The sequence below is a fragment of the Noviherbaspirillum humi genome (assembly GCF_900188095.1).
Taxonomy (GTDB): Bacteria; Pseudomonadota; Gammaproteobacteria; order Burkholderiales; family Burkholderiaceae_D; genus Noviherbaspirillum; species Noviherbaspirillum humi.
The window spans coordinates 1-14,180 of the sequence record NZ_FZOT01000004.1 but is presented as its reverse complement, the minus strand read 5'-3'; the positions used below and the strand labels follow the sequence as shown (position 1 = coordinate 14,180).

Below are 14,180 nucleotides of genomic sequence, written 5' to 3'. Positions count from 1 at the left end.
ACCATCACGAGGACGACATGCTGCGAAGTCTGCTGCGGCTTTCAAGCTGGATCGACAAGCTTGGCGAGCGCATTGGCCGATTGGCCAACCTGATGATCCTGTTTTCCTGCATCGTCAGCGCTTCCAATGCGCTGGTCCGCTATGGCTTCGATTGGAGCAACAACTGGCCGCTCGAACTGCAATGGTACCTGTTCGGCGCCTCGGTCATGCTAGGCGCTTCCTATACTTTCCAGAAGAACGAGCACGTACGGGTCGACCTGGTCTATGGCCACGTCTCCAAGCGCACCCAGCTCTGGATCGACATCTTCGGCGTGATCGCCTTCCTGCTGCCCGCGTGCCTGCTGTTTTCCTGGCTGTCGTGGAAATCGCTGTTCCTGCCTTCCTGGGACATTCTCGAGCAGTCGGCCAATGCCGGCGGCCTGCCCCGCTATCCGATCAAGCTGATCGTTCCGGTCGGCTTCGCCGCGCTCGCGCTGCAGGGTCTGTCTGAACTGATCAAGCGCATCGCCGCCATCGCCGGCATCACCGAATTCGACGCCACCTACGAAAGGCCCGTCCAATGATTCCGCTCGAGTACATGCCGCCCCTGATGTTCGGGGGCCTGGTGCTTTTCATGCTGATCGGCTTCCCGGTCGCGTTCTCCCTGCTCGCCCTCGGCCTGTTCTTCGGCATCATTTCGATCGAGCTCGGCTTCTTCGGCGTCAGCTTCCTGCAGGCGGTGCCGCAACGCATCTTCGGCAGCGTGCTGGCCAACGACCTGCTGCTCGCCATCCCCTTCTTCACCTTCATGGGGGCGATCCTCGAGAAATGCGGGCTGGCCGAAGAAATGCTCGACTCGATGGGTCAGCTGTTCGGCCCGATCCGCGGGGGCCTCGGCTACTCGGTCATCATCGTCGGCTTCGTGCTCGGCGCGATCACCGGCACGGTGGCGGCGCAGGTCATCACCATGGCCATGATTTCACTGCCGGTAATGATGCGCTATGGCTACAACATGCGCTACACCACCGGCGTGCTCGCCGCCTCCGGCACCATCACCCAGCTGGTTCCGCCGTCGCTGGTGCTGGTGGTGCTCGCCGACCAGCTGCGCACGCCCACCGCCAGCGCCGACGTCGGCAGCATGTATCTCGGCGCCTGGGGACCGTCCCTGGTGCAGATCGGCCTGTTCATGCTCTACACCTTCATCCTGTCGCGGCTCAAGCCGCACTGGCTGCCGGCGATCCCGAAGGAAGCGCGCACCCTGCAGGGCTGGGCGCTTTGGCGCCAGTGCCTGCGCGGCATCGTGCCGTCGGCAGTGCTGATCTTCATGGTGCTGGGCACGATGATGCTCGGCATCGCCACGCCGACCGAATCGGGCGCCATGGGCGCGCTCGGCGCCGTGGTGCTGGCCGTGATCCGGCATCCGCAGTTCTCCGGCGTCGACAAGAAGATTTTCCGTGCCGGGATGGTCGGCCTCGCCATCGCCGCCGGCCTCGGATTGGTGTTCTACCGCCAGAACGTCGGCATCGCGCCCTCGGCCAAACCGGTGCTGCAGGCCGTGCTGGCGGTGGTCTACATTTCCATCGCCTGGTTGATCTACCGCGCAACTCGCCTGAAGGACTTGCGCGAGCTGATCGTGGTCGGCTACCAGTCGACCATGCGCCTGACCGCGATGGTGGTGTTCATCCTGATCGGCTCTACCTGCTTCTCGGTCGTGTTCATGGGCGTCGACGGCGGCAAATGGGTGGAGCATCTGTTCACCTCGCTTCCCGGTGGCTGGCTCGGCTTCCTGATCGTGGTCAATCTGTTCATCTTCTTCCTTGCCTTCTTCCTCGACTTCTTCGAAATCGCATTCATCGTCATCCCGATGATCGCGCCGGTCGCGGAAAAAGTGCTGGCTCCCGTACTCCTGGCCCAGATGGGCAGCCCGGAAGCGGCCTCGTCGGCAGCACTGGTGTGGTTCGGCGTCATGCTGTGCGTGAACATGCAGACCTCGTTCATGCACCCGCCGTTCGGTTTCGCGCTGTTCTACCTGCGCGGCGTCGCGCCGAAGGAAGTGAAGAGTTCCGACATCTATTGGGGCGCCCTGCCCTGGGTGTTCCTGCAGCTGGTCATGGTGGGACTGGTGGCGGCCTTCCCGCAAATGGTGACCGGCTTCCTCGACAAGGGCGTGGCTTCCTCGCCGAACGAGGAGCTCAGGATCGAAACCCCGGCGTCGGAGAACAACGAATGGACCGCGTCCGAGACGCCTCAGTTCAGCTCCGAACCCGAAGCTCCCAAGGCGGAATCGGGCGAACAGGCGAGGTAGGCATCCGCATCGATGCTTGTCTTGCCCGGATGCGCAGCCAGGATAGTTAAATGGCAGAACAGCCTTCAAAAGCGACGAGCGCGACTCTGAAGCTGGAGTTCGCCGCGGAGTGCGTCCGTCGCGGCGCAGTGGTAAGTCAGCCGGTGGGCGGCAATGCCTGCTACGACCTGCTCGTCGATACCGGCGCCAGCATTTCCAAGGTCCAGGTGAAGTCGGCTTCCAAGGCCGCCCGAGGCGACCATTTCCTCGTCAACACCACGCGCAAGGTGCCGCAGATGAAGCGGGGAAGCAAGGGCGGATCGTCACGGTCGGTGCCCTATGCCGAAGGGACGCTGGATTGCATCGTGACGCAGGTTGAAGGGGTGTGGTACTTCTTCGCCAACCCGCATACGCTTCCCAGTTCGGCGAAGATTTATCCCCATGCCGACGTCGATAGCCGCAAAGGCAACCAGGGGCGGGAGAAATGGGAGTCGGTCTGCCTGCCGAACGACTTCCGCGGCCCAGCGGCCTTGCCGGAGAACGGCTGATGCCGGATGTGCGGGTTGCAGGACAAAGATGCCTCGAAAGAGGTTGCCATTCCCCGGAAGCCTGCTTTTCCTACCCCGCCTGCGCCGCCGTCCTGCCGAAATAGGCTTCGACGCAGCGGTCCATCTTGTGCCGCGACGCCGCCTGAATCGAGCACAGCAATTCATGCGGCACGGAGCGCAGGCCATAGCGCTGGCGCACCTGCTCGACCAGCCGCATCGACAGATGCGCCGTCATCTCGGCATCCGCCAGGGCGCGGTGAAATACGCCGGTGACCGGCAGGCCGTGGTAGTTCACCAGAGCGCCCAGCTTATGGCTCGGCGCCTGCGGATACAAACGGCGCGACAGCAGCAGGGAGCAAGCGAACTCCTGGCGCCGTACGCGCCGCACATGGGATAGCTCGGCATCCCAGAACTTCTTGTCGAAGGCGGCGTTATGCGCCAGCAGAGGACGGTCGCCGACGAAGTCGGCCACCTCTTGCATCACCTGCTCGGCAGGAGGCGCCTTGCGCACCATCTCATTGGTGATGCCGGTGTACTGCTCGATAAAGGGCGGAATATGCCTGCCCGCGTTCATGAGGCTTTGATAGCGATCGACGATTTTCCCGTTTTCCATCAGCACCGCGCCGATTTCGGTCGCCCTGTCCCCCTGATGAGGTGAAAGTCCGGTGGTTTCAAAGTCGATAACTGCAATGGCCTTCATGGCTGGGTCCGTTACGAAAGTTGTGCGATTGGGACTGAACGGTCTGCCAATCATGATTATCAGGTCCCAGCGTCATCGCGCCCGCATGACACGCGAATGCCTTGGGGAAGACGCCGAAACAACGCGGCTTGGATCGCTCGATGCGCCTGTTGTTCCTGACGGTTAAATGTTGAACGGCAGGGCATCACCGAGTTCGCCTGCGGCGGCATCATCATGATTCCATGCCTGAAGGAGTTGATACAGGGGTCCGGTCGGAACCCCTCTCGGGCCGGGCATTATGACAGAAGCGGCTTGCGCCATATACCTGCCCGACGAAACGCGTTCAAATCCATGCCTTTAACGGACGCGCCCGCCACGCCCTCATCAATTGTGACGTCTTTGCAAGGCAGATGCCGTAAGCGCCAGCGACCGGACGGGGAATTTTGTCCGCCAACCCGTGCCAAGAAAAAGCCCGCGGGCCGGGGGCGCCGCGGGCGAACCAATCAACACCAGTAAGGAGATGGATTGGAGGAGACACTTTCAAGATAGTGTGCCGCGGGAAAAAAGCAAGGGCGCGATACGCCCGGCATCAGCTTCTTTCGCAAGCAGCGTTTGAGCAGCGCTTGTTTCAATGGCATCTGCGCGAATGCATGCAGGACGGATCGGATGGCCGATGCTTGGAGACCCAACACGCGCTCTGCCTCGTCGGCATCTGCAGTGCTTTCTTGCCGCCGTCGGCTGGCGCGTCGGCCATGTAGACGGCGCCAGTACCTGCCGCCCGCAGCCGCGTGACAGCCTGTCCATCGATGCGCTTGTCTGCTTGTCTGCTTGTCTGCTTGTCTATCGAGATTGACAAGTCCGGCGGCGCACGAGAGAATCCGCTCGCCAGTTGCGTGCCCTTCGGGGCCTGGCAGAACGCCGGTCGGAGCCCTCTTCCGCCGGCGTTTTTTTATGGCTATGCCATGTTTTGGAGAGGCCTTGGCGATCCAGTCAAGGCCGCTGGCCGGCTTCCGCCTCCGCCGCTGTCCATTGCTTGACCTGCTCGCTCAGCGTCACGCCCAGGCCGGGGCGGGTCGGCACGATCATGCGGCCATTCCTGGTCTCCAGGCGCTCATTGAATAACGGCTCGAGCCATTCGAAATGCTCGACCCACGGCTCGCGCGCATGGGTGGCGGCGAGATGGACGTGCAACTCCATCGCAAAATGCGGGGCGATCATCAGCCCCGCGTGTTCGGCCAGCGCCGCCACCTTGAGGTAGGGCGTCACGCCGCCGACCCGGGGCGCGTCCGGCATCAGGTAATCCGCGCCGCGCTGGCGGATGAAATCCCAATGTTCCGATACGCTGGTCAGCATCTCGCCGGTGGCGATCGGGGTGTCGAACTGCTGCGCCAGCGCGGCATGTCCTTCGGCGTCGTAGCAATCCAGCGGTTCCTCGATCCACACCAGGTTGAATTGCTCCAGGATCCGGCACATGCGCTGTGCAGCGGGGCGGCTCCATTGCTGGTTCGCGTCGACCATCAGCGGGAAGTGTTCGCCGAGGTGCTTGCGCACCGTCTCGACCCGGTGGATGTCGACGCTCGAATCCGGCTGCCCGACCTTGAGCTTGATGCCGCCAATGCCCTTCTCCCGCGAAGCATCGGTGTTCTTCAAAAGCTGGTCCAGCGGGGTATGGAGGAAGCCGCCGGAGGTGTTGTAGCACTGCACCGAGTCGCGCTGCGCGCCGAGCAGCTTGGCCAGCGACAGGCCGGCGCGCTTGGCCTTCAAGTCCCACAGCGCGACATCGAAGGCGCCGATGGCCTGGGTCGACAAGCCACTGCGGCCGACCGAAGCGCCGGCCCAGGCCAGCTTGTCCCAGAGACGCGCGATGTCGTTCGGGTTTTCACCGATCAGGCTCGGCGCGATTTCCTTGGCATGCGCGAACTGGCCCGGCCCGCCGGCGCGCTTCGAATAGCTGAAGCCGAGGCCGGAATGGCCGTCACGGGTGTGGATCTCGGCGAACAGGATGGCGATCTCGGTCATCGGCTTCTGGCGCCCGGTCAGCACTTTCGCATCGCTGATGGGCGTGGCCAGGGGCAGGAAAACGGACGAGACACGAATCCAGGCGATCTGGTCTTCATTAGCGTTCGGGCGGGGGATGTCTTGAGCGGTCATGGGTGCAAAGGGTTAAGGGGTCGGATGAAACGAAGCGAAATTCGGTGCCTAGGGATGCGCTTCGGCCGGCGTGGCCGAAACGCGTCGATATCGGGGGCGAGACGGATGCCGGCGTCCAGCGGAAGGCTGCCGCGCTCCGCACGCGACTGCGCCGCCGCTTGCTCAGTCAACCGTGATCCGGCCGACCTCGATCACCTTCTTCCAGCGGGCGAGTTCTTCCTGCTGGAATTTCGTCGCTTCCTCGGGCGTGGTGGCGACCACTTCGAAGCCCTGGTCGGTCAGCTGGGTCTTGGTCTTCGGATCGGTCAGCGCGGCGGCGATCGCGCCGTGCAGCTTGGTCTTCACGGCGGCGGGAATGCCCTTCGGCGCAGCGACCGCCTGCCAGGAGTAGACGTTCATCTCGCTGAGGCCCGCCTCGCCCACCGTCGGCACATTGGGCAGTTGCGGCGAACGCTGCTGGCTGGTGATCGCCAGGGCCTTCAGCTTGCCGGACTTGACATAGGGGATGACCACGTTGAGGTTCTGGAAGGAGGCTTCGATATGGCCCGCCATCAGATCGGTCAGCACGTTGGCGCCGCCCTTGTAAGGCGTGTGGATGCCGGTGGTGCCGGTGCGCTGCCAGAACAGCGCGGTGGTGAGATGGTCGGACGAGCCGGCGCCGGACGTGCCGAAGCTGGCCTTGCCCGGATTTTTCTTGAGGTAGGCGATCAGGTCGGCGACCGAGTTGACCGGAAGGTTGGGATTGACGATAAGGACGTTCGGCGCCCGCACCGCGATGCTCAGCATGTCGAAATCCTTGGACGGATCGTAGGCGAGGTTCTTCTGCAGATGCGGATTGACCGAGTACACGCCGATGGAAGCGACCATGACGGTGTAGCCGTCGGCAGGGGAATTCTTCACGTAGGTGGCGCCGATCGCGCCGGTCGCGCCCGCCTTGTTTTCCACCACCACCGGCTTGCTCAGCTGTTCACCCATCTTGGGGCTGATGGCGCGGGCGATCATGTCGGTCGAGCCGCCGGGCGGGAAGGTCACCACTGCGGTAACCGGCTTCTCCGGGAAATTCTGGTTCTGGGCGAACGCAAGGCTGCTGGCGCCGAGCAGAAGGGTGATCGCGATTTTTCCAATATGCATGTCGTCTCCTTGGGTCTCGTGTCAGGCGGTTCATCAGGCGACTCCTGCCTTCAACGGGGACGCCCGTGCCGCCATGGATCCAATTCTACCCAGCTTTAAAATGTTAGCGCAATCATTTTTGTTCAACACCCTGTCCAATTGCTGGCAAAATTTTTTTTTACAGTGATGTTACGGCTATCATTTTTGACTGCGTTTTTTAAAGTCATCGAAAGCCGGAACGCCCCCTCGGGTATACTTACCGGCAAACATGGAATGGGCCTCATGACTACCCGCAGATCGAAAACGAGCGCAAGAAAGGTCGCCGAAGACCAGCCGATCACCCTTGTGCGCCCGGAGGCTCGCGTCGACGCGGTGACCCTGAAGGATGTGGCGAAGGTGGCCGGTGTATCGCCGATGACGGTATCGCGGGCACTGAACCGCCCCGAGATCGTGCGCGCCGACACCGTGGCGCTGGTGCAGAAGGCGGTGAAGCTGACCGGATACATTCCCAACCAGCTCGCCGGCGCGCTGACCGGCGGACGCACCCGCCTGGTGGCAGCCATCGTTCCCCATATCTCCAATTCGATCTTCGTGGAAACCGTCCAGGCGCTGTCGGACCGGCTGTGGCAGGACGGCTATCAGCTCCTGCTCGGCTTGTCGGGCTATCCGGCATCGCGGGAGGACGATCTGATCACGGCCATTCTGAGCCGGCGCCCGGACGGCATCGTGCTGACCGGCATCGGGCATTCGCAAGACACCCGCATCAAGATTCTCTCGACCGGCATCCCGGTCGTCGAAATCTGGGACCTCACGCCGACACCGCTCGACATGGTGATCGGCTTTTCGCACGTGAGGATCGGCGAAGCGATCGCGCACGACCTGCTGAAACGCGGCTACCGCCGCTATGGCCTGCTCTGCGCGGACGACGAGCGTTCACTCATCCGCCAGCAAAGCATTGCCGACACCTTGAAGCAGCAGGGCATCTCCGCCATCCATGCGCAGGTGGGCCGCGCGCCCTCCACCTTCCAGCTCGGGCGCGAAGGCCTGGCCCGCCTGCTGGACGAAGGGAATCGGTTCGATGTGCTGGTCTGTGGTTCGGATGCGATCGCCCAGGGCGCACTGGCCGAGGCGCAGGCGCGGGCGATGCGGGTGCCGAAGGACTTGGCGGTGATGGGCTTCGGGGATTTCGACTTTTCCGCGCATACCCATCCTTCCCTGTCGACGGTGCGCATCGAGAAGAAAGCGATCGGCATCCAGGCGGCCGAGGCCCTGCTGGCGCGCGCAGTGGGCAGGGCTCTGGAACGCAAAGTGATCGACGTGGGATTCGAACTGGTAGCGCGGGCATCCACCTGACCGGCGGAAACCCGCGGCGCAATGCGGCTGCCGAAAGACTGCCAAATGACCGCCAAAAGGCGGCCGCAAAAGCCTACCGATTGAGCGCCTGCATCTGCGGCGCGGGATAGCGTTCGCCGGCGGCGGCGCCGGGCGGAAGGATGCGGTCGATACGGGCCAGGTCTTCCGCAGTCAGCCTGACATCGACCGCGCCGATATTCTCTTCCAGGGTACGCCGGCGCTTGCTGCCGGGAATGGGCACGATGTCCTCGCCCTGCGCCAGCACCCACGCCAGCGCAAGCTGGGCCGGCGCGCATCCCTTCTCTTGCGCCATGCGCTCCACCTCCGCCACCAGGTCGAGATTGCGGCGGAAGTTCTCGCCCTGGAAACGCGGCGAATTCCGCCGGTAGTCGCCTTCGGCCAGATCCTCGATGCGCTTGATCTGTCCCGTCAGAAAGCCGCGCCCCAGCGGGCTGTAGGCGACATAGCCGATGCCGAGTTCGCGCACGGTCGGCAGGATCTGCGCTTCGGCATCGCGGCTCCAGAGCGAGTACTCCGTCTGCAGCACGCTGATGGGATGCACCTGGTGGGCGCGGCGTATGGTCTCCACCCCGGCTTCCGAGAGGCCGAGGAAACGCACCTTGCCCGCCTTCACCAGTTCCGCCATGGCGCCGACGGTTTCCTCGATCGGCACTTTCGGATCGACCCGATGCTGATAGTAAAGATCGATGTGATCAACGCCCAGCCGCTGCAGCGAGGCGTCGCAGGCCCGCCTTACATAGTCGGCGTCGCCCCGGATGCCGAGGAACTCGCCCTTCTCGCCGCGCTCATTGCCGAACTTCGTCGCCAGCATGACCTGGTCCCGGTGGTCGCGGATCGCCTTGCCGACCAGCACCTCATTAACGAAGGGGCCATACATGTCGGCCGTGTCCAGGAAGGTGATGCCGAGGTCGATCGCCCGATGGATGGTGGCGATCGATTCGGCTTCGTCGCCTTGCCCGTAGAACTCCGACATGCCCATGCACCCGAGGCCGAGTGCCGACACTTCCAGTCCCTGCCGTCCCAGTTTGCGCTTTTGCATTTCGCCAGACCTTTCGGTTCATTGATCGTCCGATTGGAAATCGATGCGGCCGTCCGGTTCCCATCGCCGGCAAAAGAGCGCGTGCCGCGGCGGTATCGAAAAAGGGCCGCCGCCGCTGATCTCAAGCAATCCGCATCGAGCGGAAGACATTACTTCGGCCGGTAGATGGCGCAGAGCTTGTGGCCGTCGGGATCGCGCACATAGGCGAGATACAGTGCGCCCATGCTGCCCTCGCGCAGGCCCGGCGGGTCTTCGATCGAACGGCCGCCGTGGGCGACGGCGGTATCGTGGAATGCACGCACCTGCTCGGGCGAAGCGCACTTGAAACCGATGGTGCCGCCATTGGCAGGGGTCGCCTCTTCGCCGTTGATCGGCTCGGTGATGCAGAAGGAACTGCCATCGTGGCGGTAGAAGAGGCGGGTATGGCCGGAATCGGTCTTGTGGCGTATCGGTTCGCCGGCGCCAAGCGTGCCAAGCACCGCATCGTAAAAGCGCTTCGAGCGTTCGAGGTCGTTCGATCCGATCATGACGTGATTGAGCATGGTTTCTCCTCTGTGGGCCCGCGATGACGGGGCCGTCGTTATTGATCACCGCTGGTGATGGTCAGGCGCGCAAGCGTTTCCGATATTGCCGGGCTGCGCGTTTGGCGAAGCTTCATGCAGGACAGCTGCGTGCCGCAAGGCAGTCTAAAGACTAATCCACAGTCTTGCAACGAGACGGCGGCCCGGCGCAAGGAATATTGGGCTGCCTTCGGCACCTGCCCGCAGGCGCGGATCACGCCTTGTCGCTTCGCCTGCGTTTTACCAGGGACAGCACCACCGCGATGAGTTCACCCGGCTCGATCGGCTTCACCAGGTAGGCATCGAAGCCCGCCAGCAAGGCGCGCTCGCGGTCCTGGCTGCGCGCGAACGCCGTCACCGCTGCGGCCGGAATGTCGCGATTGCGATGGTCGGTGCGGCGCACCTGCTCGATCATCGTGAACCCATCCATGTCCGGCATGCCGATGTCGGACAGAAGCACGTCGTAATCCTGCTGCGCCAGCGATTCCAGCCCGTGCGTGGCCCGCAGCGCGCCATTGACCTGCGCGCCGTACATCGCCAAGATGCGCTGGACGATGTCGAGGGTATCCTGGTCATCGTCGATGACCAGGATGCGCAACCCCTTGAGGCGTTGCGCCGCTTCGTCGCCGGCCGAAGCCTCGGCCTGCTGCAGCACGGACTCGCGCATCACGGCGACCGGAAAGCGCACCGTGAAGCAGGCACCCTTGCCGATGCCCTCGCTTTGCGCCGTCAGGGAGCCGCCGTGCAGCTCCACCAGATTCTTCGCCACTGACAGGCCGATTCCCAGCCCACCGTGGCGCCGGGTCGGGCCGGCGTCGCTTTGACGGAAGCGATCGAACAAATGCGGCACGAAGCCTTGGTCGATTCCGACGCCATTGTCGGCGACGGCAATCTCGACGTGCGAGCCGACGCGGCGCAGGCTGACCGTGACCGCGCCGGCTTCGGGCGTGAACTTGATGGCGTTGGCAAGCAGGTTGGCCACGATCTGCTCGATGCGCTGCGCATCGCCCCGGATCAAGGGAGGCGCGGGATCGAATCGCGTGGAGAGCGAGATCGATTTTTCGCCGGCAGCGGCGCGGAAGGAGTCGACCGCCTTGTTCACGGCGTCCAGCAGATCGAGCGGACCGAGGTCGATGCGCAGCGTGCCGGAAATGATGCGCGACAGGTCCAGCAGGTCCTCGATCAGCTTCACTTGGGCGTGCGCATTGCGTTCGATGATGCGGAAGCCCTCCAATTCCCTTTCCCTCGGCAGCTTCTGCAGCTGCAGAAGATGCACCCATCCGAGGATGGCGGAGAGCGGCGTGCGTAGTTCATGAGACACGGTAGCGAGAAACTCATCCTTCAGGTGGTTCGCGCGTACCGCTTCGGCGCGGGCGAACTGCTCGCGTTCCAGCAGCTCGCGCAACTGGCGGTCGCGCTCCAGCAGCGCCTGCCGCGCCTGCGACAGCTCCATGGCCGTAGCGACCAATGCCGGCAGGCGCGGAAATTCTTCCTTGCGCTTGACGATATAGTCGGACAGCCCGGCCTTCATGCCGGCCGCGCAGACCTCCTCGCTTCCCGTATTGGTGAACATCAGGATCGGCACCTCGGGATGACGCTGCCTGACGTCCCGCAGCACGGCCAGGCCATCGGTCCAGCCGATGCGGTAGTCGGTGATGACGCAATCCAGATGGGTGTCGATATGGCGCGCATAGTCGGCTGCCGTGCCGACGCCTATGTAGTCCATGTCGGGAAACCGCGGTGCCAGCGCACGCTGCACCAGAATGCGGTCGTCGGGATTGTCATCGACATGGAGAAGCCGGATGAGGTGGGGCATCAGAAACCTCGTCGCACTTGCGGCGGCGCCTCGTTGTGGGTGAGCCAGTACAAGCCGGCGGCGCGCAGCATTTCGGTGGTGTCTTCCAGCGTCACCGGCTTCTTCAGATAGGAGTTCGCGCCGAGGGAATAGGCTTGCTCGAGGTCGGACGCCTGCGCCGACGTCGTGAAAACGATGACCGGCAGCGTGCCCAGCGCCGGATCGGCGCGAATCCAGCGCAGCACATCGAGCCCGCTGCGGCGCGGCAGCTTCAGGTCGAGCAATACGATGGTGGGCAGCGGGAAGCTGCGGCGGTCGCCGTACCGTCCGCCGCCGCCCAGGTAATCGACCGCCTCGTCGCCGTCCCGGACGACGCAGATCGGCACATCGACGCCTGCCTTGCGGAAGGCCCGCTGGGCGAGGATCACGTCGTCCTCATTGTCTTCGACGAGCAATATCAATTGCTGTGCTTGCATGCCGGCTCCTTCACGTCGCCAAGGGAAGATCGAACCAGAAGCGCGAACCCCCGCCCGGCTCCGATTCCACGCCACAGGCGCCTTTCATGCGGCTGACGGCCTTGGCGACGATGGCCAGGCCGATGCCGGTTCCCGAATATTCTTCCAGGCTGTGCAGGCGCTCGAACGGCGCAAAGATCCGTTCCTGGTGTTGCGCCGGAATGCCGATGCCGTTGTCGCACACCCATACGCGGGCCTCGGCGCCATTGCGGATCTCCGCGGCGATGCGGACCTCGGGCACCGCATCGCCTTGCCTGAACTTGATTGCGTTCGACAACAGGTTCTGCAGCACCTGCACGCAGGCTGCCCAGTTGCCGACGACCATGGGCAAGCCGTCCGCGACCTGTATCCGCGCCCGGCTTTCCGTGATCGGCGCCTGCAGGTGGCCCAAGGCCTCGTTTACCGCCTGCTCCAGCGGTACTTTTTCCAGCGGCAGATCGCTGCGCGCCAGGCGGCTGTAGGCAAGCAGATCCTCGATCAAGCCCTCCATGCGCTGCGCCGCGCGGCAGATGCGCCGCAGATAATCCTGGCCGGTGATGTCGAGCCGATCCGCGTAGTCTTCGAGAACCGCCTCGGCGAACCCCTGCACGCCGCGCAGCGGCGCGCGCAGGTCGTGCGCCACCGTATAGCTGAATGCTTCAAGCGAATGGTTAGCATCCTGCAGCTTGGCATTGGCCTGGCCCAGTTCCTGTGTCCGATCCAGCACCCGCTGTTCCAGGCTCTGATTCAATGCCGCCACCTGCCGCGCCGACTGCTCGCGCGCCCTGGCGTCGGCCCTGACCGCCAGCATCAGAAACACCAGCAGCCCGACGTTGATCGCGCCGGCCACCGCGATGGTGGCAAACGCCGCTTCGGCACTCTGCGCTGATCGAACGATGCGCTGATTCAGCTGGGAAACTTCGACTTGTTCCATTGCGCGAACATTGGCGCGCATTTCTTCCATCAGGCGCCGGCCCTGATCGGACAGCACGATCTTCTGCGCCGCTTCAAAGCCGGATGCGCGCCGCGTCAGAATGCTCAGGTCGAGTTCGGCGAACTTTTGCGCTTGCAACTTTTCGACGGCATCGATGCGAGCAAGCTGAGAGGGATTGCCGGCGAGATTCTTGCGCAGTGCCAGCAGGGATCGCGGCAGGCGATCCTTGGCGTCCGCATACGGCTCGAGGTACTCTTCCCTGCCGGTAATGACAAAGCCCCGCTGGCCGGTTTCGGCCTGCACCGCCAGGCCGAGCAGAGTTTGCAGTTCAATGGCGGTCAGGCGGGCGGCAACCTGGCTGCGCTGATTTTCCACGAGCGTGTCCACCGCCCGGTAACCGAAGCCGGCGGTCATTGCGAAGACGACGATGGCAACGAAGAAATAAATTGCCAGGCGCTGATCCTTGTTGGACATGAGATAGATACCACCGATTGGATATTGCCGCTTCGATAAGAGCGGCAACAGGGGAAGTTGGTTCGAACCGGCATGCTGCCTGCGACGGGGGCCGGAAGCAATGCCTGGCGGTGCCGACGGGGACCTCGCAGCGTCTGCGACGGCGGCCAACCTGGGCGCTGAAGAGTTGCCTGCCGTTCAACTGATGGTGCGGGACGAAATGAATCCGGACCTGCCGCCTTTCCTGCTGCCTTTCCTGCCTCCACCTCCATCGGCAGTTCATCGCCGGGGCGCTGACCATTCTTCCGCAGGACACGCGGATAACCGGATTCGCGGCGGCCGGGTCGTTCCCGCCTGGACCTGGTCATCGTTACCACGGCCGACCGGCATGCCGAAGTGATGCGAGAGCGGGAGAGCAATGAAGGGCGATTGGCTGCATCGCCAGTCTCACCGGGGACCATGTGGGCGAACCGGGGCGGCCGATTATCGCGATTGGCGCAGCGCCTACGTCGTCACCCGCCGGAATGCGGCGGCCGAGCGGGCGGAGTTGACGACCGGGATAGGATCGAAGCCCGCCTGGGCGAGGCGGGTCAATAAGTTTCGGCGTGAGGGTTAAAGATCCAGCACCAGCAGCTTGCCCTTGGCGCGGGAACAGCAGGGCGTGAACTGGTCGTTGGCCGCCTTCTCTTCATCGGTGAAGTACAGGTCGCGATGGTCCGGCTCGCCCTCCAGCACCCGGGTGATGCAGGTGCCGCAGATGCCCTGCTCGCACGACACCGG

Annotated in this window: 13 protein-coding genes; 4 read left to right on the top strand and 9 right to left on the bottom strand. The window is 63.7% G+C overall.

Features of this window, described 5'->3' with window-relative positions; translation table 11 throughout:
- The first annotated feature begins 17 nt into the window (after positions 1-17).
- Genes CHB88_RS08375 through CHB88_RS08365 form a run of 3 tightly spaced genes read left to right on the top strand, consistent with a single transcriptional unit; the run spans position 18 to position 2,811 of the window.
- Positions 18-563 (top strand): TRAP transporter small permease subunit, encoded by a 546-nt coding sequence (locus CHB88_RS08375; protein WP_245844843.1) that lies wholly within the window; start codon positions 18-20, stop codon positions 561-563.
- Positions 560-2,284 (top strand): TRAP transporter large permease, encoded by a 1,725-nt coding sequence (locus tag CHB88_RS08370; RefSeq protein WP_089398877.1) that lies wholly within the window; start codon positions 560-562, stop codon positions 2,282-2,284. The genes CHB88_RS08375 and CHB88_RS08370 overlap by 4 nt, the downstream gene beginning before the upstream one ends.
- A gap of 50 nt (positions 2,285-2,334) precedes the next feature.
- Complete coding sequence (locus CHB88_RS08365; RefSeq protein ID WP_089398876.1) at positions 2,335-2,811, top strand: group I intron-associated PD-(D/E)XK endonuclease; 477 nt, start codon at positions 2,335-2,337, stop codon at positions 2,809-2,811.
- Between the two features lie 70 nt (positions 2,812-2,881).
- On the opposite strand, the gene CHB88_RS08360 is transcribed toward CHB88_RS08365, so the two are convergent.
- From CHB88_RS08360 to CHB88_RS08350, 3 genes are all read right to left on the bottom strand, one after another.
- Positions 2,882-3,511, bottom strand: coding sequence for a 3'-5' exonuclease (locus CHB88_RS08360; RefSeq protein ID WP_089398875.1), 630 nt, complete (start codon positions 3,509-3,511; stop codon positions 2,882-2,884).
- A gap of 969 nt (positions 3,512-4,480) precedes the next feature.
- The gene (locus tag CHB88_RS08355) at positions 4,481-5,641 is read right to left on the bottom strand and encodes an L-talarate/galactarate dehydratase (protein ID WP_089398874.1); all 1,161 of its coding nucleotides are present in this window, start codon (positions 5,639-5,641) and stop codon (positions 4,481-4,483) included.
- Positions 5,642-5,803: 162 nt separating this feature from the next.
- Complete coding sequence (locus tag CHB88_RS08350) at positions 5,804-6,772, bottom strand: Bug family tripartite tricarboxylate transporter substrate binding protein (protein WP_089398873.1); 969 nt, start codon at positions 6,770-6,772, stop codon at positions 5,804-5,806.
- A gap of 261 nt (positions 6,773-7,033) precedes the next feature.
- On the opposite strand from CHB88_RS08350, the gene CHB88_RS08345 reads away from it, so the two are divergent.
- On the top strand, positions 7,034-8,104 hold the full coding sequence (locus tag CHB88_RS08345; RefSeq protein ID WP_089399143.1) for a LacI family DNA-binding transcriptional regulator: 1,071 nt from the start codon (positions 7,034-7,036) through the stop codon (positions 8,102-8,104).
- A 73-nt stretch (positions 8,105-8,177) separates the two neighbouring features.
- Here the strand turns inward: CHB88_RS08345 and CHB88_RS08340 are convergent, their stop codons facing one another.
- The 6 genes from CHB88_RS08340 to CHB88_RS08315 all read right to left on the bottom strand — a co-directional run.
- A complete protein-coding gene (locus tag CHB88_RS08340; RefSeq protein WP_089398872.1) occupies positions 8,178-9,164 on the bottom strand; it encodes an aldo/keto reductase in 987 nt (328 codons plus the stop codon).
- Positions 9,165-9,313: 149 nt separating this feature from the next.
- Positions 9,314-9,706 carry a VOC family protein gene (locus tag CHB88_RS08335; protein ID WP_089398871.1) on the bottom strand — a complete coding sequence of 131 codons (393 nt, stop codon included), beginning with the start codon at positions 9,704-9,706 and terminating at the stop codon, positions 9,314-9,316.
- A 232-nt stretch (positions 9,707-9,938) separates the two neighbouring features.
- A complete protein-coding gene (locus tag CHB88_RS08330; RefSeq protein ID WP_089398870.1) occupies positions 9,939-11,540 on the bottom strand; it encodes an ATP-binding response regulator in 1,602 nt (533 codons plus the stop codon).
- Complete coding sequence (locus tag CHB88_RS08325; RefSeq protein ID WP_089398869.1) at positions 11,540-11,995, bottom strand: response regulator; 456 nt, start codon at positions 11,993-11,995, stop codon at positions 11,540-11,542. Before CHB88_RS08325 ends, CHB88_RS08330 begins: the two co-directional genes overlap by 1 nt.
- Positions 11,996-12,005: 10 nt before the next feature.
- Positions 12,006-13,421, bottom strand: a complete 1,416-nt coding sequence (locus tag CHB88_RS08320; protein WP_089398868.1) for a sensor histidine kinase — start codon at positions 13,419-13,421, stop codon at positions 12,006-12,008.
- Between the two features lie 591 nt (positions 13,422-14,012).
- A partial coding sequence (locus tag CHB88_RS08315) for a 2Fe-2S iron-sulfur cluster-binding protein (RefSeq protein ID WP_143131188.1) occupies positions 14,013-14,180 on the bottom strand: 168 nt, incomplete at its 5' end.